Annotated in this window: 18 protein-coding genes; 5 read left to right on the top strand and 13 right to left on the bottom strand. The window is 46.1% G+C overall.

Annotated elements, in window-relative coordinates:
• Positions 1-168: 168 nt before the first annotated feature.
• The 3 genes from QUB33_RS04110 to bioF form a co-directional block, all read right to left on the bottom strand.
• Positions 169-3,081, bottom strand: a complete 2,913-nt coding sequence (locus tag QUB33_RS04110; RefSeq protein WP_333347613.1) for an ATP-binding protein — start codon at positions 3,079-3,081, stop codon at positions 169-171.
• A gap of 982 nt (positions 3,082-4,063) precedes the next feature.
• Positions 4,064-4,213, bottom strand: coding sequence for an arginine synthesis PII-interacting regulator PirA (gene pirA / locus QUB33_RS04105; RefSeq protein WP_172185012.1), 150 nt, complete (start codon positions 4,211-4,213; stop codon positions 4,064-4,066).
• 284 nt (positions 4,214-4,497) lie between these two features.
• Positions 4,498-5,670, bottom strand: coding sequence for an 8-amino-7-oxononanoate synthase (gene bioF, locus QUB33_RS04100; protein WP_333347610.1), 1,173 nt, complete (start codon positions 5,668-5,670; stop codon positions 4,498-4,500).
• Between the two features lie 66 nt (positions 5,671-5,736).
• Here bioF and QUB33_RS04095 point away from each other — a divergent pair, with 66 nt between their 5' ends.
• Positions 5,737-6,672 carry an exopolyphosphatase gene (locus QUB33_RS04095; protein ID WP_333217283.1) on the top strand — a complete coding sequence of 312 codons (936 nt, stop codon included), beginning with the start codon at positions 5,737-5,739 and terminating at the stop codon, positions 6,670-6,672.
• A gap of 119 nt (positions 6,673-6,791) precedes the next feature.
• On the opposite strand, the gene QUB33_RS04090 is transcribed toward QUB33_RS04095, so the two are convergent.
• From QUB33_RS04090 to QUB33_RS04055, 8 genes are all read right to left on the bottom strand, one after another.
• The gene (locus QUB33_RS04090; protein ID WP_333347608.1) at positions 6,792-7,025 is read right to left on the bottom strand and encodes a hypothetical protein; all 234 of its coding nucleotides are present in this window, start codon (positions 7,023-7,025) and stop codon (positions 6,792-6,794) included.
• Positions 7,026-7,036: 11 nt separating this feature from the next.
• Positions 7,037-8,158, bottom strand: coding sequence for a glycosyltransferase family 4 protein (locus QUB33_RS04085; protein WP_333347606.1), 1,122 nt, complete (start codon positions 8,156-8,158; stop codon positions 7,037-7,039).
• A 137-nt stretch (positions 8,159-8,295) separates the two neighbouring features.
• Entirely contained in the window at positions 8,296-11,106 is a 2,811-nt protein-coding gene (locus tag QUB33_RS04080; protein ID WP_333347604.1) for a chloride channel protein, read from the bottom strand.
• Positions 11,107-11,254: 148 nt separating this feature from the next.
• Positions 11,255-11,953, bottom strand: a complete 699-nt coding sequence (locus QUB33_RS04075; protein WP_333347602.1) for a haloacid dehalogenase type II — start codon at positions 11,951-11,953, stop codon at positions 11,255-11,257.
• A gap of 14 nt (positions 11,954-11,967) precedes the next feature.
• Positions 11,968-12,924: a GDSL-type esterase/lipase family protein gene (locus QUB33_RS04070; protein WP_333347600.1), complete on the bottom strand. Its 957-nt coding sequence runs from the start codon at positions 12,922-12,924 to the stop codon at positions 11,968-11,970.
• Positions 12,925-13,031: 107 nt separating this feature from the next.
• Positions 13,032-14,327 carry a TldD/PmbA family protein gene (locus QUB33_RS04065; RefSeq protein WP_333347597.1) on the bottom strand — a complete coding sequence of 432 codons (1,296 nt, stop codon included), beginning with the start codon at positions 14,325-14,327 and terminating at the stop codon, positions 13,032-13,034.
• 455 nt (positions 14,328-14,782) lie between these two features.
• The gene (locus QUB33_RS04060) at positions 14,783-15,643 is read right to left on the bottom strand and encodes a Tab2/Atab2 family RNA-binding protein (protein ID WP_333347594.1); all 861 of its coding nucleotides are present in this window, start codon (positions 15,641-15,643) and stop codon (positions 14,783-14,785) included.
• 32 nt (positions 15,644-15,675) lie between these two features.
• Positions 15,676-15,816 (bottom strand): hypothetical protein, encoded by a 141-nt coding sequence (locus QUB33_RS04055; protein ID WP_333347591.1) that lies wholly within the window; start codon positions 15,814-15,816, stop codon positions 15,676-15,678.
• 98 nt (positions 15,817-15,914) lie between these two features.
• Between QUB33_RS04055 and QUB33_RS04050 the strand changes: the two genes are divergently transcribed.
• The 3 genes from QUB33_RS04050 (at position 15,915) to QUB33_RS04040 (ending at position 18,808) form a co-directional block, all read left to right on the top strand.
• Positions 15,915-16,700 carry a nucleotidyltransferase domain-containing protein gene (locus QUB33_RS04050; RefSeq protein ID WP_333347589.1) on the top strand — a complete coding sequence of 262 codons (786 nt, stop codon included), beginning with the start codon at positions 15,915-15,917 and terminating at the stop codon, positions 16,698-16,700.
• A gap of 62 nt (positions 16,701-16,762) precedes the next feature.
• Complete coding sequence (locus tag QUB33_RS04045) at positions 16,763-17,485, top strand: pyridoxine 5'-phosphate synthase (RefSeq protein WP_333289006.1); 723 nt, start codon at positions 16,763-16,765, stop codon at positions 17,483-17,485.
• A 576-nt stretch (positions 17,486-18,061) separates the two neighbouring features.
• Complete coding sequence (locus QUB33_RS04040; protein ID WP_333347586.1) at positions 18,062-18,808, top strand: hypothetical protein; 747 nt, start codon at positions 18,062-18,064, stop codon at positions 18,806-18,808.
• Between the two features lie 89 nt (positions 18,809-18,897).
• Here QUB33_RS04040 and QUB33_RS04035 read toward each other — a convergent pair whose 3' ends face one another.
• Together QUB33_RS04035 and QUB33_RS04030 are read right to left on the bottom strand one after the other, a co-directional pair.
• A complete protein-coding gene (locus QUB33_RS04035; RefSeq protein WP_333347583.1) occupies positions 18,898-19,920 on the bottom strand; it encodes a tetratricopeptide repeat protein in 1,023 nt (340 codons plus the stop codon).
• Between the two features lie 349 nt (positions 19,921-20,269).
• Positions 20,270-20,632: a hypothetical protein gene (locus QUB33_RS04030; protein WP_333347579.1), complete on the bottom strand. Its 363-nt coding sequence runs from the start codon at positions 20,630-20,632 to the stop codon at positions 20,270-20,272.
• 410 nt (positions 20,633-21,042) lie between these two features.
• Here QUB33_RS04030 and deoC point away from each other — a divergent pair, with 410 nt between their 5' ends.
• Entirely contained in the window at positions 21,043-21,723 is a 681-nt protein-coding gene (gene deoC / locus QUB33_RS04025; protein WP_333035673.1) for a deoxyribose-phosphate aldolase, read from the top strand.
• Positions 21,724-21,728 lie beyond the last annotated feature (5 nt).

Genomic DNA, 21,728 nt, shown 5'->3' with positions numbered 1-21,728 from the left:
TAATTACATTTTATTTCCGACTTCTGACTTAAGCTAATTTCGCGTTTTTTAGCCATATTGAATTTCCTCTGGTTTGATTTATTTCCTAAATTTCTGCTTGAACAGTGACTGAATATCTTCCTCGTCGTCTACCACCATTACTTTCATTTTTTTACTCCTTAATTTTGACTACTTTTTTGGCAATGTGATTATAAACTCTGTGTATTTTCCTACTTCTGTTTCGACTTTTAGTTCTCCGCGATGTTGCTGGACTATAACATCCTGACTGATAGACAGACCTAGACCAGTACCTTCGGCTGGTGGCTTGGTAGTAAAAAAGGGATTGAAAATTTTATCGAGTACCTCTGGTTTTATACCTGAGCCATTATCGCGAATGCGGATTTCAATCGCGTCACCAAGATTTCGAGTTCTCACCTCAAGCAGTGATGAAAATTCTTCTCCCATTTCTTGTTTCTTTTTATAGGTTGCATAGCAAGCATTGCTAATAATGTTAAGAAAAACCCTGCCGATGTCTTGTGGCACGACCTCTACTTCGCCAATGTCATTGTCATAGTCGGTTTCTATGGTAATGTTAAAAGCAGCTTCCTTCGCTCGCATCCCGTGATAAGCTAGATTGATATATTCGGCGAGTAAACTATTGATATCTGTAGCTTCCCACTGGCCGCTTTGTCCGCGAGAATGCAATAGCATATTGCCAACAATTTTATCTGCTCTTTGACCGTGTTGATTAATTTTTTTAAGGTTTTCTTTGAGATCCGTTAACAGCTCGGCAATATATTCCTTTGTTTCGGGCGCTAACCGTTCTGCTTGATTTCCCAGTTCTTCAAACAGTTCTTCGGTTAATTCAGCAGAAAGTTCTGAGAAATTGTTGACAAAGTTTAAGGGGTTTCTGATTTCGTGGGCAATGCCTGCGGTTAAATTGCCCAGAGAAGCTAGTTTTTCTTGCACAACAATTTGATTTTGCATAGCTCTGAGATTTGCTTCAATCCGCTGGCGCTCTTCAATCTCATTTTGTAATTGCTGCACAGTATGGGTGAGTTCAGATGTACGATTCTCAACTTTGATTTCTAGTTCCTCATTAGCTTTTTGTAGAGATTCTTGGGCTTGCTTGCGATCGGTGATATCGCGCAGAATCACCACATATTCTTGTAGCTCCTGATTGAAAAGCGAAGCGTCTTGGGAAAATCGATCGGAGATGGCAACTTCCAGAATGCGCGAGTCTTCAGCGGGCAGGTTCAGGGTTTGTTCGCTCCGGCTGGGCCACCGATCTGGCCCAAAAGCCAATCCGGGGAGTAATTTGTTCAGGTGACGCCCGATTAATTGACCCGTGCTTAACTCAAATAGACGCTCAGATGCTGGGTTAGCCTGACGAATCATCCCTTTTTCATCGAGAACGACAATGGCGTCTATGGCAATTACAAACAGTTGTTCCGCCGCCTCTCGTGCCTCGTCCATCGAGACGACTTGGGGTAAGCTAGTCCAGCAGGCGACGGCCACCCCGACAAAAGTGACTGTCAAGATCAGCACTGCCAAGAGATTAGAGCCAACGCTAGAGTTGGTATCTAATTGGGATCTAAAAACCCAGCCAATACCGACGGCGCTACAGACTAGCAAAATCAGGACTACAACCTGAAATGCCACAAAATCTTCGATCTGGCTCTTGCGCCGAGCCCTGTAATGCCTAATCCACCAGGCCCGATGGAACGGCGCAAAGGAAATGCGACGGATAGCCGCATCCACTGCCAAAATCGTCACAGGAAACAGCAAGCCGATCGTCACGTCTTGCCAACTCCAGTTCAAGCCTCCGACCACCATAACAACTCCATCGAAGACGAAGAAGCAAGCCGCCCACCAAGGCCATCGCACTTCTGGCGACCCTCGCTGCAGCCACAGTCCCAGATATAGTGCCATCATCATAATCAGGTAACTGGCACAACTGACCACTACTATCCTGGTGACATCTCCCCAAAGCAGACCGATCAAACCGAGTAAAAGGGAAAATACCAGGGCCGGTTCCAGGACGCCCCGTCTGGAGATAAAAGCGAAGACGGGTGAAACGTGTCCGTCTAGAGCGAGTTGATATAAGACGCGCGGAGAGTTGGAAACGCAGGTGGCGGAAGAAAGAAGACTGCTTGAGGCCAGCAGGAGTGTGACGATCAATGAAGCGGACGGGCCCCAGAATGGTGATGCCGCAGCTAAGAGGTTCTTAAACGAGTCATCGCCCAATCCTGGAGAGGTTGCTAAGCGCATCAGTATCCAGGAACTCCCCAGATACACCGGTGGAATCAGCCAAGCGGTTAAGCTCAGAACCCTCAAACTTTCCCCGGGACGACGGCTGTCGGCGACAAACGAGGAAGCCGTTTCACAGGCGCAGGGGCCGTAGACCGCAAAAAATGACCACTTGGCCCAGTCAATAAAGGTTAAAGTTGGCCAACTGCTGGGGAAAAGTCCGGGGCTATCTGGGGAGAAAGCTAACCATCCCATGCCTTGAATGCTAAACACCAGTAGGAATCCAACTGCCGGGATAATGAAAAATGAGTGCAGGATCGCTAAGGCGCGGCTGCCGCTAAATGCCAAAATGTAAGGGATTAGTGTGAATCCAATTCTGAGCACCGTTTCCGGACAGGCAATGCCCAAGGGTTCAAGGTTAGCTTGGATCAGCGCCGTAAGGACGATCGCGTTTACTGACGGATATACTGCCCAGCCCGCGAAGTAGGCGATCGCCGCATACCGACCCAGAAACGGATAGTTGCTCAGCAGCCCGGTTGTATAGTTGGGCGTTCCGCCTGACATTTCTGGCCACTTTTCCCCTAAGCGTTTCACTTGCAGGTTCAGCATCACCCCCATCAATACGGTGGGCAGCCAGACGAAAATGGCATTTGGCCCGAGGGCCGCGTGCATTGCCGGTGCAAGGGTAACCCATGCGATATGACTACTCATACCGAAGCCCAGCGTTTCAAGGGGACTCAGGGTTCTTGGCAGGCGCATGAGCGAGCGCCTACTAAGATTTTCTGTTGGGGAAGGCTGAGTTGGTTCTGAGTAGTAGCCGTTTTCCGGCTGGTGTCGGATGTCTGTCGCCATCAATTTTACCTATTATTTTGGGGATTTTGCTGTCGCGACCCTGAATTTCAGCTTTATAGCTTTTAACTTATTTCTGTTAAGCATTTTTGCTAATTTTAAATTTTGGTAAAGCTGCCTTTCCCAATCCACCATGAAAATCTATCTCAATGGATATTCAATATTACCAGGGCTTACGCAACTGTCACAGCTCGGTGTACCAGCACAAAAAAATTATACAATAAACATCGAATAATAAGTTTTAGTGGCTCAATTAAATAACTTAATAGCAGCCCGGGTTTAATTTAATCTATTGTTTTACCATTTTTATCGGCTAAACTTTTGAGCGCCTAAGCCACACAAGTTGATGACAAGCAATATGATTTGTTTGAATTCTAGCTTGACGGAAGTGGCAAGATTCTCTCCCGGTTAATATGCTTGAGTTCCCTAGGAAATTGCTCAATTTTCCCACCAATAGCACACACATGAGTGTACGTTATTCGTGCGCTTATTGAGTTGGGTCGTTAGTCGCGGCAGTCAAGTTGTCATTGCTCCGGACTGGTTAAGGTGATGGGTGAGGCCGTAAGCACGCCCTCACCATGTGTCAGAGGCTTTAGTCCTGTAGTTATTAGTAGGGTGCGCCTCAGCGCAACTTACTACTACAGATAGTTTAAAAATAGAAGGAATGCAGCGTAAATCTTGTTCTTTCCTCTTCCTTCTTCGTTCTGACTTCAGAACATACGCAAAAAATGGTTCAATCGGCTATTGGTAGAGGCTCTGTGCGCCGAGGCGCACCCTACAAATAAAGTTTGTGCGTTTAGGAGTGTTTTTTCTTCCTTCTTTTTTCTTCCTTCTCAATAAAAAACCCCGGTTTCTTCAAGAAACCGGGGTTTTTCCTACCAACTAAGAGAGGATTCAAAACTTCACAGGTAGCGGTTGCCGGAATTCTGCATTTCTCGCACAACCCTCTAAACCAAACTACGGGCAAATTCTAGTTGCAGCTTCTTTAAAGCTGTCTCATTTCCTCTTCAAGCACCCGAACCAAATCTTGATTGCCACTGGATCTCGCTACTTCTATGCGGTGCATCAGTTGCTTGTGAATGTTAGCGCGGTGGGTTTCTGCTACTTTTTTTACGTTTTGACGATTTGTGTTCATGGTGGACGTTCCTTATATTAAATTTGGTGTACCTGCTACTTCTCTAATATAGCGCTAAATTCCAAAAAGTATCTAAATTTACAAAAAATTTACAGTTGTTGACCGAGCGACCAAACTCCTGTATAAGATTGGCCATAAGTCAATAGCGAGATCTTGACAATCAAAAGTCAGTAGTCATTAGTCATTAGGCCGATGCCCGATGTCCAATGTCCAATGCCCGATGCCCGATGCCCGATGCCCAACATTTACATTTAGTCAAGCGGTGCGCGGTGTCCACCCAACATTTACTCAAAACTCAAAACTTGCTTCAGCGCCTCTACCAACTGCTGAATGTGTGCGAGCTCGTGAGTTGCCATCAGCGAAATCCGAATTCGACTGACACTTACAGTCGGAGGCCTAATCGCCGGAGCAAAAATACCCATGTCCTTGAGTTTGCTCCCTACTGTTAAAGCTGCCGCTGCATTTTTTAACGGAAGACTGAAAATTGGGGAGAGGGAATTGCTAATTGGTAATTGGTGATTGGTAAGCGCGCAATATTTGAAAGTTTCGATATTTTGTCGCAACCGAACTCGGCGTTCTGGTTCTTGCTGTACAATCCTCACAGCTTCCAAAGCAGCCGCCGCATCAGCAGGCGTCAATGCTGTAGTATAAGTCCAAGTCGCAGCTCGATTACGCAGAAAATCAATTAAAGCAGCAGAGCCGGCAACGTAACCACCTAAACTTCCCAAAGCTTTGCTGAGTGTCCCCACTTGAATCAGCGGTGTTCCCGTACACCCGAAATGTTCTGCACAACCGGCACCGCTAGCACCGAAAACTCCTGTAGCGTGAGCTTCATCTACTAATACCATGCAGTTAAAGGTGTCGGCCACAGCCAACAACTGCGGTAGCGGACACAAGTCCCCATCCATACTAAAGACGCTATCGGTAATAATTAAACACTTGCGGTATCTTGCGCGATTTTGCTCTAGCTTGGCCTTTAAATCCTCAAGATTGCAGTGATTGTACTCTAGGGCAGTTGCACCGCTGAGTGTGGCTCCGTTTTTCAGGCTCGAATGGTTGTACTTGTCAGATAATATCAAATCGCGCTTGCCGACAACGGATGCGATCGCCCCTAGATTCGCCAAATATCCCGAACTGAATACTAAAGCATCTTCAGTTTGTTTTAAATTAGCAATAGCTTGTTCTAGCTGTCGGTGCAAATCCCGGTGTCCGCTGACCAACCTCGAACCCGTCGCACCCGTACCAAATTCCTTAGTGGCAGCCATAGCAGCTTGAATTAACCTGTCATGGCCGGCAAGTCCCAGATAATCGTTGCTGGCAAAGTTAATCAGCCTGTGGCTTGCTAACTTTACCACAGGCCCAGGGCAACTATCGATCGATAGTGGCGATCTATACCAATCGGCACGGCGAACTGTGTCAAGGGCCTTCTCTATCCAAGCGTAAGGGTCTGCGTTCATATTGGAAAGCGATCGGGTAATACGTTATATTAGCTGGTGATCAGTTCCTCCCTATCACAGAAGCATATGCCACTCACTAAAAAATACAGATTAGTCACCCGCAGCGATTTTGACGGTCTTGTCTGTGCCGTTTTGCTCAAAGAACTCGATATGATCGACGAGATTAAATTCGTGCATCCTAAAGATATGCAGGATGGAAAAATCGCAATAACAAATAACGATATTAGCACCAATTTACCCTATGTTGAAGGAGTTCATCTAGCTTTCGATCACCATTTCAGCGAAACTCTCAGACACGAGAAAATCAAAATTAACCACATCATCGATCCCTATGCAGCTTCTGCCGCTAGGGTACTGTACCAATATTATGGAGGCAAAGCAAAGTTTCCTGATATTTCTGAGGCGATGATGGCGGCCGTTGACAAATCAGATTCCGCTCAATTTGCCCAAGAAGAGGTTCTGCATCCGCAAGAATGGGTGCTGTTAAACTTCATTATGGACGCCAGAACCGGGTTGGGAAGGTTTAAAGACTTTACAGTTTCCAATTATCAGTTAATGATGCAGTTAATCGATTACTGCAAAAATCATACCATCGATGAAATATTGCAGCTTCCTGATGTGAAAGAAAGAGTAGACCTCTACTTCGAGCAAGAAGAAAAATTTAAAGAGCAAATACAGCGCTGCGCCCAAGTTTATAATAATTTAGTTGTTTTGGATTTGCGTAACGAAGAGGTGATTTATGCGGGGAATCGTTTTGTAATTTATGCTTTGTTCCCCGAATGTAATATATCGATTCACGTACTTTGGGGACTGAAACAACAAAATACTGTTTTTGCAGTTGGCAAATCAATCTTTAACAAAACTTCTAAAACTAATATTGGGGAGTTAATGTTAAGATATGGCGGCGGCGGACACCAGAATGCCGGAACTTGTCAGATTGAGAATGATAAAGCTAGCAAAGTTTTGACAGAGTTAATTGCCCAGATAGAGCAAAATGGTTAAATTGGGTTTATCTTTTTTGCAGTCAGGACTTGAGTCTTTGATTATTTTATTTTTCACGACTGAAGTCCTTACTACAAACGGAGATTTTCAGGACTGAAGTCCTTTCTGCAAACGGGAGTTTAGTCCTCAAGGTTTTGATCTGGTGGGTTCTGGGCATTGAGATTTTCTGAACTGTTGCTTTTGACGGGCGGCAAATGGTCTACCAAACCCATATCAAAAGCGATATCCGGCAACTCATCAGCGTTATATTTTCCTGGCTCAAACAATCGCCCGGGAGTAAAACAAGGCTGTTTCAATCGTACCATTTCCCCCGGTGCAAACATTCCCCTAAACATTTTGCGTTCGAGTCCCATAATTTCTGCTCCTAAAACAACTTTCGCATTAATCTTAGCAATTTTTGAGCGGCAGCTTCCCAATTAAACAAATCCGCCGTCTCTCTAGCTTTTTGAGCTACCTGAAAACGCATCGGGTCTTCAACAATTTTTCGTAACTGTTGGCGAACAGACTGAACATTTGGCTCGGCCCAATGAGGAGCATTTGTAATTTTTAGATACTGAGTATCGTAACACTTTCCGACGGGAATTAGATCGTAAGCAATGGGATAGCAGTTATCAGAATTGGCGTACTCAGTCGGGCCGCCATACATAGTCATAGCGACGGGTAAACCCGCAGCAAAGGCATCCAAAATTTTAATCGCAAAACCCTCGCCGCGAAAGGGAGCTAAAAAAGCATCGGCTGACAAGTATAAATCAGCTAGTTCTGCTTTATTACAAAATTTAGGCATTATCCGAATTCTTGACTTGAACTTACCGAATTGTTTTTCGATATTTACGAGATGTTCCACTATAAGATCTGGATGTTTGCCGCCATCTTTGATTATTAACTCTACCTTAGAATCATCTCTAAACTCTTCCCAAAAAGCTTGGATGGCGAGATCCGTGCCAAATCTATACAAATCAAAAGAATTGGTCATGTGTAGAATATACTTTACATCTTTTTTGTTTTTTTGCGGTCTAGGAAAATAGAGTTGCGATATTAAAGGATTGAAACCTAGAGGCATGACTGATACTTGGTCAGGCGGACATCCAGCTTTTATTAAGACGTTTTTAGAATATTGGCTGACGGCTAGTTTGTGGGATAAGTTATTGACAGCATCGTAAATCCAGTAATCATAATCATCAGTGTTTTTAGTGAATTCGTAGTTGATAGCAAAAAGTTCAAAATTGAGATGTCCCTTGAGTTCTTTTAAAAAATAAGGTTTCCAGTAATGAGACCATTTTATCTGAAATAAGTCTGATGGGGCGGTGTTCATCCACTTTTCTAGCAGGTGGTTTTCTTCAGTTGTGGAATTGTCGGTGATCTGAGAGGCAATTGTTGAAGGTTCGACAGAAATGGGAATTCCCATTTTGTCTAAAGTTTGCGCCAGGGATAGCGTAATATCAGCGAAGGAGTTAAAGTGTTGAAAACCAACGTTAAAGTGAACCATATTTATTGTTATTACTTATTATTTATTGGAGACAAAGCCTCCGGGTATGTATTTCCAGGCTCTGCCTGGGGACAAAACTAGAACACTAAAAGACCACCATAAAAATTAATAAATAAAAAATAACAACTAACTAATGACTAATTGGCCGATCGCACTAAAATGACTGTACAGTCGCACCCGCGCGCGACAGCTTCCGGGATGTTCCCGTGAATCACCTGCTTCAACAACCCTTCGCGGCTCGCTCCCAAGACGATCGCATCGCACTGATCGTTCTGAGCCAAATCAATTAAAGCATCAGAAACCGATTTAGCGCAAACCGAAGTCGCTATTATCGAACAGCTAACCCTGCGCTTGATAAACTCCGCCGCTTGCTTTAATTCACCGCGATCGGGTTCTGCACCAGAAGGCTGGTGAACCTGACACAATTTAATCTCCGGTACAGCACTCGCAGCCACTAAAGCAGGTAGCAGCCGCAAAGCCGCAGCTTGCTTGTAACCGCCGCGAATAGGCACCAACCAGCGGTGCAAACCCATCAGTGTATGCAGTCCCAATTCTGGGGCTGGAATGTCTGAATTCGGCGGGGAAATTTCAGTCTCAGGAGTCGCTGATGAATCTGAGGATCTCGCCGTGGGATGATCTGCGCCGTCAACTCCTTCGGCATTTAAGTCCCATTCTATAGACGCATATTTCCGCTCGCTAAGAGCGGCGGAAAACTCATTTTTCTTGCGGGTTGCTAATATTTTTTCGCTCCATTTAACCAAAATAACCTCGCAGCCGGCTTGCCGAATAACGGTATCGACCACATCACCAAAAATGCGTCCCGTGGTGGATCTTTCGCCTTGCCATCCCATCAAAATTAAATCGATATGTCGATCCTTAATTGTCTCTAAAATCGCGTGAGGCACGTCATGAGCTACCCGTATTTGAGTGTGTACTGGCAAGTTCCAATTGCGAATAATTCGTTCGGCTTGTTGCAGCAGGCGGCGGCTTTTTGTTGTCCGGACTGCGGTTTCTGAGGGGGAACTGTTGCGCGGTACTAAGATGATTTGCAGGCATTCTAATTCGTAATTGCGATCGCGCGCGATCGCGGCCGCCAGCCGCAGCAAAGCAGGTGCTGTTTGGGGGTTGGAAAGCGGCACTAATAAGCGGCCGTTTCCGACTTGCGGAGCTCTGGTTTGATAGACAACATAGGAAGGTTCTGGATGCGGGCCCTGGGTTGTTTCTCCGCTGAGGCGATCTGATTCAACTCGGATAATGTCGCTGCGGGTAATAATTCCGACCAAACGCCGACCTTCTACGACTGGCAAGCGGCTGATATTGTAGTTGTTGAGCCTGTACAATACCTCGCTTAAAGTATCCTTTGCTTTGACTGCGATCGGCTGTACAGTCATAAATTCTTTGAGCAGCGAGTTTCCCGAAAAATTGCGCTCGCGGGCATTTGCCAAATCGGTTTGACTGACAATTCCGACTAATTTGCCATCTTCAACGACTGGAAATCCTCGGTGGTGCGATCGCGAAAAAGCCTGGATCACTTCATCGAAACTCAGCAAACTCGAAAGAGTTTCAACTCGGCGCTGCATCACGTCATCTGCGTACAAGTCGCTCAAAGTATTGCTCGCAGCTTTTGCCTTTGTCAGGTGAATGCCGTTAAACTCCAAAAGGCGAGTGTACAGCGAGCCACTTTCTACCTTTTCTGCGACTAAATAAGCAACTACACAACAGATCATCAAAGGCAGCACTAATTTGAAATCCGCCGTAATTTCAAAGACAATTACTACCGCAGTAATCGGCGCTCTAGTAACCGCGCAAAAAAACGCTCCCATTCCCGCCAAAGCGTAAGTTACCGGCAAACCTATGCCCAGGGAATCTGCCTGCACAATGCCCACCATGTGACCTAGTGCAGAACCCATAACTAGCGAAGGGGAAAACAATCCTCCCGGAGCCCCAGAAGCCGAGGAAATAATTGTTAGAAAAAAGTGAGCTATAAAAGCAATTAAACTCGTTATCCCGCTTGCTTCACCGGTCAGCATAAACTCCCGTAAACCCGTATTATCGCGGAAAGTTTCTGGGAGAAAACCTATTACTAAACCGCAGATTACGCCAGCTATAGCAATTCGCATTGGTAAGGCTAATTTGAGCGATCGCCTGTTAAATTGCAAGCTAGCAATAATCCCTTTGGTGAACAAAGCTCCCAGCAATCCCGCTAAAACTCCTAATAGTATGTAGAACGGGATTTCCTGAGCATCAAAACTGGTTTGGTACTCGCGAAGGTTCAAACTTAAACTATCGCCGCCCAAAAGCTGCGAGACAACTGCACCAATAAATGAAGCGATAATGGCAGTCCCTAAAGTCAATCCCGAAACGTCATACAGCAGTTCTTCAACTACAAAAAGAACTCCGGCAATGGGAGCATTGAAACCAGCAGCCAATCCCGCAGCAGCACCGCAAGCAATCAATTGTCGGCGGTAGTCTGGGGAAGTAGGCATCAAGTGACCTATCCAGCCGGCCAAAGATGCTCCTATTTGGACAGTCGGGCCTTGCCTGCCTAAAGTTAAACCGGAACCAACGGCTAAAATAGTGGTCAGAAGTTTGGCGACAGCTACTCGCAAATCTAAGGCAAGATTGACGCCGCCCAGAGCAGCTTTGACGTGAGGAATGCCACTGCCGGCAGTTTCAGGAGCAAAACGCTCAACCAAGAAACCTGTCAGCAACCCGCCAAATAAACCAACAGCCGGAAGCAAGATCCAAGCTGGAATTAATGTCGAGGTAGCAACTCGCCAACTGCCGAGCCATCCGACTCCTGATTTGAGCAAAACGCCAGCCAGTCCTGAAACTAACCCGATCAGACAAGCTTCAAAAATAGCGAGGCGTTTCGGCCGTAAAAAAAGTTGAGATTTGATGACCCTGGAAGGTTCCCTAAGTTGTTTAGGGATAGTTATATACGGCATAAATAGCGTAGATGGCCTGATAATTGTCTGCTCGATCGCACTTTAGCGAAAAATCGTTCGACTTGGCAAAATATAACTAATTTTTAACCGGAGGTGTACCAAAATTAACCCAGATGAATTTTACTAATCTGCGTTACTCTGCGGTTGTTTACCCTATCATTTCCACCAATGTTTTTAAATTCGGCACTTCCAAGTCTGGCTGACCGCTGGCCGGCAGTGTCGCCCCAAATCCTGCTTTGTCGTGTCTGCGATTTACCCAAACCGTTGAGATTCCCATTGATGTGGCTGGTACAATGTCATGATAGGTGCTCTGAGCAACGTGCAGGAGTTTGTCAGTAGAAATTCCCATTGTTTCTAGGGCTATTTCAAAGTTGCGAGTTGACGGTTTGTACGATCGCACTTGTTCCGCAGTAATCAACCAGTCGAATTCAACTTTTAAGTGTTTGGCTGTCTCAGCAAACAAGTCATCGTCAATATTGGAAATTACTGCCAGTTTGTATTTCTGCTTGAGTGCTTCCAAGGCTGCAACGGTATCGGGAAATGGTTGCCAATTTTTGACGGAATCAACCAAACATTTTATTTCTGTTTCTGTCGGTGCAAAATTAATTTTTTTTCCGAATTTTTTAACTATTTTTTGCAAAATATCCCGATATTTTATATAAGGATGATTCTGGTTTTCTAGTTCGGATTCCCATTCAGCAAAAAGCTCTAAAATGCCGTCATTGCTGAAATGAATGTCCCGATTTGACAGCAATTGTTTCAAGGCTGGCAATATCCCTCTTTCCCAATCTATCAGAGTACCGTAGCAGTCAAAACTCACAACTTCAAATTGATTGAATTCCAGCATACTTCGCTCCTAGTTTAGGGTTGATATTCAGCAAAAATTTCAATTTTTCCAACTATATTGCGATTAAATTCGCTCAATTCTTCTGCGGGAATCCAATATTCTTGGTGACTAGAACTGCCCACAGTTTGTACGGGATATTTTTCCAAGAATTCTGCCGCCACTCGAAAGCAGGTAACATAGCCGAAATATCCCGATGCTGCATCTTTTGTATTCCAATCTCGCGCGATTTGTATGGCATAGGCTTTTTGAAGCACGGGATAAAAAGTAGGCTGAAAAGATAAGCGCGGCGGAAATTCCATAAAATCGCTTTCTTTAATCAGTTCCATTTCTTTTTTTCCGACTGCTCGGAACAGCGTTACTGTTTCTTGGTCTGATATATTGATATTTTTAAACCAAGCCTTCCAACCGCTCCAATTGTGAACTATTTTAGCCAATTCAGCGTAACCGGCGGCGCCGGGATGGGAGCCATCGTTTTCGGTAAGTTCTTTTTGCCAAATTTCCGATTTTTGCAGCGGGGTGCAAACATCTAGATAAGGCACGTTTAACTCGCTGCAAACTTGAGAAAACTGTTCGGATAAGTTGGCAATCCGGCTTGTGCGATCGGCATCGATAACTGGCGGTGGCCCTACCATTAATACGGGAAATATTTCTTTAGCTGACGTGAGAATAGCTCGGGCATTTTCAATTGATTTCTCAACTTCTATGCGAGTTTTTTGTTTTTCTAGGTGAGTGTCATTGACGCCAAAGGAAAATACGATTCGGCCGTCGCTGTAGTGAGGTAAGCGGCAAGAAACTTCGCTGAACCAGCGAGTTTCTATATCGGCACTGGTTTCTCCCCTTATTCCTAAATTGTAGTAGGTAATATCGTGTCCTTGTCCGCAAGCGGCAGCGCAAATCCGTCCTGTCCAACCGAGACATTTTGGATCGCAAGTACCGTTTACAAAAGAATCGCCGATAAAACAGATACGCATATTATGTGTGGGAATTAGGAATTGGTGACTGTTGACTGTTGACTGTTGACTGATGATTGATGATTGATGATTACTAACAATTGACTACTAACAACTGGCAATTGCCTTTAATTCTTGCCTATGACGGACAATCCCTCTACAATTAGAGACGGTGTGTGGCAAGAACCGTTCCACTCGGAGTCTCCTCCCAATTCTACTAATTGTTTGAGGACGCTGTAAACGTTGCCAGCTACCATCGTGTCTTTGATTCTGCCGACTATTTGACCTTTTTTGACTCGGTAGCCGAGATCGACGTTAATTGAAAAATCGCCGGAAATTCCAGCACTGCCCCCAAGCATTTGATCGACTACAATTCCGTCGTCTAATTGAGCGATTAAATCGATTAGCGAAAGCGAACCTGGTTTAATCAAAACATTGAACAAACTCGGTGTCGGATAGCTGCCTAAACCCGGGCGAAATCCGTTGCCGGTGGTGCCGCTACCCAAGGCTCGACCGGTGGTGCGATCGGTATAAAATAGCTGCAACACTCCGCTGTTGATAAAGACGATCGCCCGAGTGGGAGTACCTTCGTCGTCAAAGGGACAGCTATAGGGCCCGATATCCGGCTGCTGCGAGAGGGTGACAAGCGGCGATGTCACTTGTTGGCCCAATCGATCGTTCCAAGGCGAAGCGCCTTCGAGTACCTGTTTGCCGTTCAACGCCGCACACACCGTCCCCCACAGCAAATCGGCGGCTTTGGCTGTAAATAGCACCGGCACGCGGCCCGTGGCGGGGGCTACATTGTCTTTCGCCCATTCCAAACGTTGCAAAACTCGTCTGGCGCTGGTGTTTAAGTCGAGAGTACCGCGTTCGGTTTCGCCTTCCCAAATGTTGAGGAAATCTTCGCCCCGCACTAATTCTGCTGATAAGTAACCGCTGAGAGTGGTGTCGGTGTGACTGGAATCCAAGCCTCTGGTGTTCACCAAGCGGGTGCTCTCGATTTCGCAGTCGAGTTCGGCGGTGCAGAGGCTTTCTGGATAGGCTTCGCGGACGATCGCGATCGCCTCTTTTCCCCAGTTTACTAGCTGTTCTGCCGGCACCGACACTCCGCGATCGGGATAAACAACTTTCTCACCGGTGCCGAGTTCGATGGTTTCCGGTTCGTTGAGTTGCGAAAGTGCGATCGCCCTGTCCACCAAAATTTGCAGTTCCACGGGCCCGTAGGCCACCGCCAAACCCGGCCGCCCATCCCGCCACAGCCGCAGTGCAATGCCTTCTGCTTGGGCGGTTTCTAGCTGTTTGAGGCGGTTTGCTTCAAAAAAGACCGGCCTTGACAGCGATTGCGATTCCAATACCTCAGCAGCTTCTGCACCTGCTTTGGTGGCTAGTTCTAACAGTTGTTCTGCTGATTGCTGGTTGGTCATTGTTCTCGGTGGTTGGTAATGGGCGATCGGTAATACTATTTTCGATTTTCGATTTTCGATTTTCGATTAAAGAATTGGCAATGATTTACTGGGTATGGGTTTGGATCGCGGGCATACATTTAGATTCTTTAGGGAAACTGGTGGAATGCACGATCGCAAGATTGTACGCATTTGTGATTGTTTGCATCTTGCCAACCGCTTAGCGTCGATTTTAGCTTTTAGATTTTAGGTTTTAGATTTACTCCACAGATAAATCTGGGAACTTGAACTAGAATCTAAAATTTTAATATCTCCACCACAGGAGTACGTGGGACGGTATCTGTTTTTGGCTGCGGTCAGAAACCGACTTTTTTGCTGCGGTTCAGCTCTAAAAGCCGAGATTTTTCCTGAAAAAACCCGGTTGCTTAAATCTGATTGAGAATGCTGCCCGATATCAGTTATTGCCCAGCGAGCGACTAAATATTTAGTTCGTGCAGCAACCAGAATCCTGCAAAAGATTCCGATTCGGGATTCGACTGAATTGCTAAGAAATGTACTTGTTTTGCTTGTTTTTTCGCGGCTTCAAATCCTTTCGCTTCTCTCTCAGTTGCTGCGTCTCTGAGATTAGCTAAAATCCAGCGATCGTTAGCTCCCGTATCTAATACCAGCCTAGCGGGTGGGCCACTCTCAAATTTCAGAAAAGCCAACTCCAAGCCCGACATCCAACCTGCCAGGGCTGTTGCTCTCGACGAGTAGATAATTAGTCCCGGAATTTGCGTTTCAGGGGCGAGGCGTGTCATCGGCAGTCCGAAAGCTTCGCCAAATCCGATATCCCACTCGGACATTTCGTCAAAAGCGGCCATCGGCAAACTCACAAACGCCCATTTTTCGCCTATTAAAGCATCCGGCAGCGCAACTGGCGTTTCGGGTATAAATTGAACGCTCGGGTTCACAACCGCTTGATAGCCCGGTTCGCCGGGATAAACGTCTTGCATCCGTTCTTCCAGCCACAGGCTAAGGGCGAGGGTGCGGCGGCTGCAGGCGGCGGGAATGTCCAAGTCATCGCAGGCTTTAGTAATCATGTTCGCCATTTGGCGGCGGAAAAAGCGGATTTTTTCGGGTCGTTTCGGTGCTGCGGCGATCGCCTCTTTAATTGCACCCGCCAGCCACAGGGAATTCACGGTAGAACTGGAGCAGAATTGCGAGTAACGAAACAGAGATTCGGCCTTGTCGCTTACATTCAGCGGGCTTTCGCAGATCAACACTTCCCATTTTTTTTTCTCTCGCTCGTCTAGGATTGGACGGCTGTAAAAGTCGAGTTCCCAAATAGTAGCCATGCCGCGCTGTTAAAAATTAATCCTTTCTCATGTTACCGGACAGCGGGCAAGTTTCTGATTCTGACAATATAAGGCTGATTTTCAATCGCGGGCGATCGCACTATCCCAAAGATTGCCACTATCCCTTGCAGCTTAGCGTGTAATTTTTGGCAGCAGTTCACAACCGGAAGCATTAGCAACTCCTCGGACAACTGTCGCGGAGCAATCTCAACACGCGATCGTTTGTTAAACTTGTGCAAGCCAGGGAAAACAAACAGTATAGCTTGATTCCATGAGACAAATCATTCTCGAAAAGATTGTTTCTACCTTACAACCTTTAGATTTTGTTCTCGCTTTGTGGCAAGGAGGTTCAGCAGCCCACGGATACACCGACGAGTGGTCAGACCTCGATATTGCCGTTGTGGTTGAAGATAACTGCGTGGAAGAAACCTTTGAGATTGTTGAAAAAGCCCTCGCCGAAATTGCCGAAATCGAACTCAAATATCGAGTTCCCGAACCCGCTTGGCACGGTCAATCGCAGTGCTTCTGGCGGCTCAAAGAAACCCCGCCGTTTTTGCTAATTGATTTTGCCGTTTTTCGGCGCAGCAGCCGCAACGATTTTCTGGAAATAGAGAGGCACGGACAAGTCCCGATCGCCTTTGACAAAGCTAATCTAGCTGTACCCCATCTTTTGGATAAAAACCATCATTTATCCCAAATGCAAACCCGATTCAACGAAATTAAAATCCGTTTCGATTTGCTGCAACCTCTGGTTAAAAAAGAGATTTATCGCGAACATTTAGTAGATGCGATCGGCAACTATCACAATTGGACGCTTCTACCCTTAGTCGAACTGTTGGGCATGATTTACCGTCCCCACAGATACGACTTTGAACTAAAATATTTCACCCGAGATTTTCCGCCTCAAATAGTCCATCGCATCGCACCGCTTTTCTGCATTGCCAACCTTGAAGATTTGGCAGCCAAACAGCAAATAGCTGAAGCTTTTTTTGCAGAAAGTTTACCGCTTGCAGAAGCTAATTTTTACTTTGATAACACCCCAACACGAACGCAATAGGCTCAAGGTTTCGTACCGAAAGCGATTAACATAGTAGCATCAACCTTAAAGAGTAACATCCCATGACTAAACTCAGCGTTAACATCAACAGAATCGCCCTCCTCAGAAACTCTCGAAACATCGGTATCCCCAGCGTTACGGAAGCCGCAAAAACAGTAATTGCCGCCGGAGCTCATGGCGTTACAGTCCATCCCCGCCCCGACGAAAGGCACATCAAAGCTGCCGATGTTTACGAATTAGCTAAAATGCTAACGGTTGAGTTTAACATAGAAGGAAATCCGTTTCAGCCGCCATTTATGGATATAGTTTGCGACGTAAAACCGGCTCAGTGTACCTTAGTCCCTGACGCTCCAGACGTGCTAACATCGGATAGCGGTTGGAATATTCCCGAAAATCGCGATCGGCTCTTACCAATTATTGAAAAATTAAAAAACCACGGCATCAGAGTCAGCTTGTTTATGGACGCAGATGCTGCTCTCATGCCGCTAGCAAAAGAAGTTGGAGCAGATAGAGTAGAATTGTACACGGAACCCTACGCGACTGCTTTTCGCGAAGGTAGAGTAGAATTTGTTTTTCAACAATATGTCTTAGCAGCTAAAGCCGCTCAATCAGCAGGTTTGGGAGTGAATGCCGGACATGATTTAAATTTGCAAAACTTAGCTAAATTTTGCTCTATTCCTGATATACTAGAAGTATCGATCGGTCATGCTTTAATTGCGGAAGCCCTAGAAATGGGCTTGTCCAAAACAGTACAAGCTTATCTGCAAATCCTGGCAGGTTCGTAATACGAATTAACCTCGTAGGTGAGGGCGAATTTGGCAGTTAAAAACTCGTTTGTATGAGAGTTTCTGACTAAATCTGCCCTAGAAAAATACAGTATCAAAACTTACGAAAGCAAGGGTTGCACGCGCTACAAATATGGTAATGTGCGGTTGGCAGCGCCCTACATAATTAGACGATCATCAAAAATGAAGTAACACTACGGGCTCTCACCCCGTGGGGGTGCTTACCGTTTTCTAGTAGCAGGGTACAGCCAGAATCCCAGACACCGCGTTTTTTGGGTGGGGGCATTTCTTTAGCAAGATCCTGGGAAAAAGCTTTAATTCTCCTCCACAAAATTACTAATATTCTGTGATGATATTATGCGTAAGGAGTATCATTAAAATGTCCCGACAAACTGAGGCTACTACTTAGCTCCCGCACTGCCAATTTGCTACCAGCAGGTTTTGTGCCAGTACGGGATATTTACGTGTATCCTAGATGCTCCTGTAGCCGCTGTGCGATCGCCAGATATAATCCGGTGAAAACAGGCAAACACAAGTAACCATATACAACTCTTTACCCCCCTTCGGAAGTGCGACATGAAAAAACTAATTTTACTGACTGGAATGCTACTCATGATGACGGCAAAATCAGTATTTGCCAGCCCAGTAGCCCCCAAAATTGCGCCGAGCGAGCTGATGGCTGCCTCGGAAATTAGAGAAACCCTTAACAAACCCGTTACCTCTGAATCAGTTCCCAACCTCGAACCGATCGAGCGAATGTCAACCTCGGAAATCCGAGAAACCATCAACCAACCCACCACCTATATTTTTGAAGGCGTCAAAGGGCGAGAACTCACTCTCTCCCTGTGGGCGGGACAACTGACAGCCGAACTGTACAGTCCCAATGGTGAAAATATGGGGGTTATTGAAAAAACAGACAATCAGTGGATGGGCCAGTTGCCAGAGTCCGGCATCTACCGCGTGCGAGTTACCCCGAAAGGTGAAACCACCAGCTTCGTACTCGGACGCGATTTTAACGCCAAGTGGACTTATAGGCCCGATCGCGCAATTCCCATAGCATTCAAGGAAACACAAGCCACAGTCAAACTCAAAATGTCCGGCTACCAAATCCAGCCCATCACGCTTCAAGGCAAGCAGGGACAGACAATTAGGGCGAGATCTAGCAACAAAAATCTAGATCTGGCGATCCAATCTCCGTCGGGAGCACTCCTGGATCAAGGCGAAGGTCAAACTTTTGCTCAACTCCCCGAGTCCGGAACTTACCGGGTAATCGTAGTTGCCAAGAGGCCGGTCAAGTCCTCAATCCGAGTTTCTGTGCAATAGCAAAGATTGCACAAATACTGTCGGGCGATCGAATTTGCGCCGCCCAAAAAAACAGCTCGCCAATTGGGCGAGCTGTTTTTTGCGTAATATCAACCTTGGATCAGCGCTTCAAAACGTTCTTGTTTCCAAATGCAGCTTAAATCCGAGTCAGCTAAAGCTAGCTCTCGGTATAAACTAGGGATAAACTCAACAGCCCGCTGCAAATTGTCAAGGGCCAAATCAGCAAATCCCAGTAGCGCATAACAGCAAGCTTTATTGTAAAAAGCGTTAGCAAAATCAGGATTTATTTCTAAGACTGTTTCGTAGCAAGCAATCGCCTCAGAGTAGGAGCGTTTTCGCGCCAATTCCACACCCCGGTTGTACCAAATCAAATAATCTTCAAAGGGACGCTCAGATGTGGGAGTAAACTTGACATTTCTCTGATTTAAACCTATTAATTTCTCCAAAGCAACTCTCCGTTCGCCCACAGCATCGGCTCTACCCGGTTGTAGAGCGATCGAGCGGCTAAAACTAGCCACTGCTTGTTTGTAAAGTCCCATATAGTTCGCAGCTATACCGCGATTGTACCAAGCCTTTGCGTCGTCAGGCTTAAACTCGATCGCCCGTTCAAAACTGTTGAGCGCCTGATAGTAAAGCTTGAGTTCCAACAAGGCATTACCTCGGTTGTACCACGCCCAAGCAGCGTCCGGGTGCAAAGTTAAAGAGCGATCGAAACTCAGAACCGCCTTCTCGTACAGCCCCATATCGATCAGCGTCAGTCCCCGGTTGTGCCAAATACTCGCCGCGCACGGACTGAATTCCAGAGCCCGGTCAAAACTGTTGAGAGCCTCCAACCAGCGGCCCAACTTTCCTAAAGCAATAGCCCGGTTGTGCCAGCCAAAGCTCGCATTCGGCTCCACCGCCAAGGCCTCATCAAAACTCTTCAGCGCCTCTAAGTGCCGTTCTAATTTCCCCAGAGCCATACCTCGGCCGAACCAAGCCTTATAATGATCTGATTGCAACTTCAAAGCTCTGTTAAAGTTCGCCAGAGCACCATGATCATCGTTAGCTTCGAGGTGGCGCGAACCCAGATGGTAATACCAAGCCGCTTCCAAGTTTTGAATTAAGTTCATAATATTTCGTATCTATCTTAAGGATGATTCTAGCTGAAATCCTACTGGGAGTAAAACTGTAATTCCACTAAAAATCGGAAACTTTTGATACAGGGCGATCGCCCGTACACACTACCTGTAACAACCTCAACAATTTGCGGTCGAAACTAACTATTTTCCTCTGGTAAAATGCTCTTTTATCTAACCGCACTCATCTTTTTTTAGAGCTGCTGCGAATGTTAACTCTACGTGAATCGCGCAAATCTAACCACCGCATCCCGAATTAGGTTTGCAGTTACACAAAGAGTCCTAGGGCGCGCCAAGTCTAACTGCAAATCTCACAGTGCGATCGAACTTATGCTTGCCCTATTCAAGCAACCACAACCGCTGTTTTAGCATTCTCACTCAACAGCAACTGGCCTGTTGCGTCAATACTAAAATCTTTGCCCAGCACAAAACCCTTGCCCATCAACCGCTGGCAAACAACCAACGCAGTAATCCGGCGAATTTCTTCCATCACGTCAGCAGGAATCAAATAACTCAAACTCCAGAGTACGGACTCGCAGTCATACCAAATCAAACGCTCAATACTGACAATCATCAAAGCAGCTACACTGTCAACAGACAGCCGCCCTCTGAGATCCGCAATCAAATCCTTACCAATTAAGCTATTGCGAGTCATCATCGCTCTAGCCATCTTCCCAATTTCTTGTTCGAGTTCTAAATGATTCATGCTTGGCACTGGCTTTTATTTTTTTAAAGCACTACTAAAAGTAAAAACAGTAGCCGCTACCAGGCTCTGCCCTAGCGTAGCTGACGCAGGCTCTACCGCAACTCTTTTAACAAAGTATACCTAAAGAAAGATCAAAAATATATCTAAAGGGAGATACCAAAATATTTTTTTGACATAAATTAGTCAACCAATCCCCACAAGAGTTTTTACGAGCAGCAAATTGAGTATTTATACTTGCTAACATCCCGAGTAAAGTCGATCGATTTTAGATTTTAGATTCAAGAAGTGGAGAATTGGAGAAAGCGACCTCACGGAGGAATGCGGGGGGTTGTACCCGGGCTGCTTTCGGTCGAAGATTTGGTAAATTCGCTACATAATAAGGAAGTAATTACTTCGGAGAAAAAACAGCAATGGCTGCAAACCAGGCAGACATCGATATTGCCCCCTTGATCGACTACGGCCTGATCGACCCCACCGCTACGCCAGAGCAAGTAGAACACTGTTGCCAACAAGCAGAGAGATTTGGCTTTGTCACAGTTTGCGTGTATCCCGCCTACGTCCGACAAGCAGTTGAGCTGCTGCACGGCAAACGTCCCAAAGTCTGTACAGTTATAGGTTTTCCCACCGGTGCTTCGACTTCAACGGTGAAAGTTTACGAAGCTCTAGAAGCTGCAGATAATGGAGCCGTAGAGTTAGATGTCTCCGTTAACTTAGGATTGTTGAAAGCTGGAAGAATCGACGAATTTCACCGGGAATTAGCCCAAATTTGCGAAGAAACTAATCTCACCATTAAAGCAATTATCGAAAGTTCGCTCCTTTCCGATGCCGAAAAACAATTAGCGGCTGAGATTTGTATGGAAGCCGGCGCCGCCTACATCAAAACCAACACAGGCTTTTTTGGCCCGGCCAAAGTTGACGATGTGCGACTGCTGAAGGAAGTTACGAAGGGACGGATTGGGATTAAAGCCGCCGGCGGAATTCGTACTCATGAACAAGCTCTAGATTTGGTAGTAGCTGGGGCAACTCGTTTGGGGACTTCTCGTGGTCCGGAATTAATCCGCCAGCGCGATAATCTAGATAAAAGTCATTAGTCATT

Origin of the sequence: Microcoleus sp. B3-A4, assembly GCF_036705385.1 — a bacterium.
Lineage (GTDB): Bacteria > Cyanobacteriota > Cyanobacteriia > Cyanobacteriales > Microcoleaceae > Microcoleus.
Note: the sequence above shows the minus strand (reverse complement) of the source record. Positions and strands in the feature narration are given on the sequence as shown.

What these genes read in the sequence shown, in the direction of transcription:
- deoC (WP_333035673.1), top strand. Translation starts at nt 21,043, where the DNA reads ATGGCTGCAAACCAGGCAGACATCGATATTGCCCCCTTGATCGACTAC.
- QUB33_RS04030 (WP_333347579.1), bottom strand. Translation starts at nt 20,632, where the DNA reads ATGAATCATTTAGAACTCGAACAAGAAATTGGGAAGATGGCTAGAGCG.
- QUB33_RS04085 (WP_333347606.1), bottom strand. Translation starts at nt 8,158, where the DNA reads ATGGTTCACTTTAACGTTGGTTTTCAACACTTTAACTCCTTCGCTGAT.
- pirA (WP_172185012.1), bottom strand. Translation starts at nt 4,213, where the DNA reads ATGAACACAAATCGTCAAAACGTAAAAAAAGTAGCAGAAACCCACCGC.
- QUB33_RS04060 (WP_333347594.1), bottom strand. Translation starts at nt 15,643, where the DNA reads ATGGCTACTATTTGGGAACTCGACTTTTACAGCCGTCCAATCCTAGAC.
- QUB33_RS04095 (WP_333217283.1), top strand. Translation starts at nt 5,737, where the DNA reads ATGCCACTCACTAAAAAATACAGATTAGTCACCCGCAGCGATTTTGAC.
- QUB33_RS04055 (WP_333347591.1), bottom strand. Translation starts at nt 15,816, where the DNA reads ATGCTTCCGGTTGTGAACTGCTGCCAAAAATTACACGCTAAGCTGCAA.
- QUB33_RS04075 (WP_333347602.1), bottom strand. Translation starts at nt 11,953, where the DNA reads ATGCTGGAATTCAATCAATTTGAAGTTGTGAGTTTTGACTGCTACGGT.
- QUB33_RS04040 (WP_333347586.1), top strand. Translation starts at nt 18,062, where the DNA reads ATGAAAAAACTAATTTTACTGACTGGAATGCTACTCATGATGACGGCA.
- QUB33_RS04070 (WP_333347600.1), bottom strand. Translation starts at nt 12,924, where the DNA reads ATGCGTATCTGTTTTATCGGCGATTCTTTTGTAAACGGTACTTGCGAT.
- QUB33_RS04050 (WP_333347589.1), top strand. Translation starts at nt 15,915, where the DNA reads ATGAGACAAATCATTCTCGAAAAGATTGTTTCTACCTTACAACCTTTA.
- QUB33_RS04045 (WP_333289006.1), top strand. Translation starts at nt 16,763, where the DNA reads ATGACTAAACTCAGCGTTAACATCAACAGAATCGCCCTCCTCAGAAAC.
- QUB33_RS04080 (WP_333347604.1), bottom strand. Translation starts at nt 11,106, where the DNA reads ATGCCGTATATAACTATCCCTAAACAACTTAGGGAACCTTCCAGGGTC.
- QUB33_RS04065 (WP_333347597.1), bottom strand. Translation starts at nt 14,327, where the DNA reads ATGACCAACCAGCAATCAGCAGAACAACTGTTAGAACTAGCCACCAAA.
- QUB33_RS04110 (WP_333347613.1), bottom strand. Translation starts at nt 3,081, where the DNA reads ATGGCGACAGACATCCGACACCAGCCGGAAAACGGCTACTACTCAGAA.
- QUB33_RS04090 (WP_333347608.1), bottom strand. Translation starts at nt 7,025, where the DNA reads ATGGGACTCGAACGCAAAATGTTTAGGGGAATGTTTGCACCGGGGGAA.
- bioF (WP_333347610.1), bottom strand. Translation starts at nt 5,670, where the DNA reads ATGAACGCAGACCCTTACGCTTGGATAGAGAAGGCCCTTGACACAGTT.
- QUB33_RS04035 (WP_333347583.1), bottom strand. Translation starts at nt 19,920, where the DNA reads ATGAACTTAATTCAAAACTTGGAAGCGGCTTGGTATTACCATCTGGGT.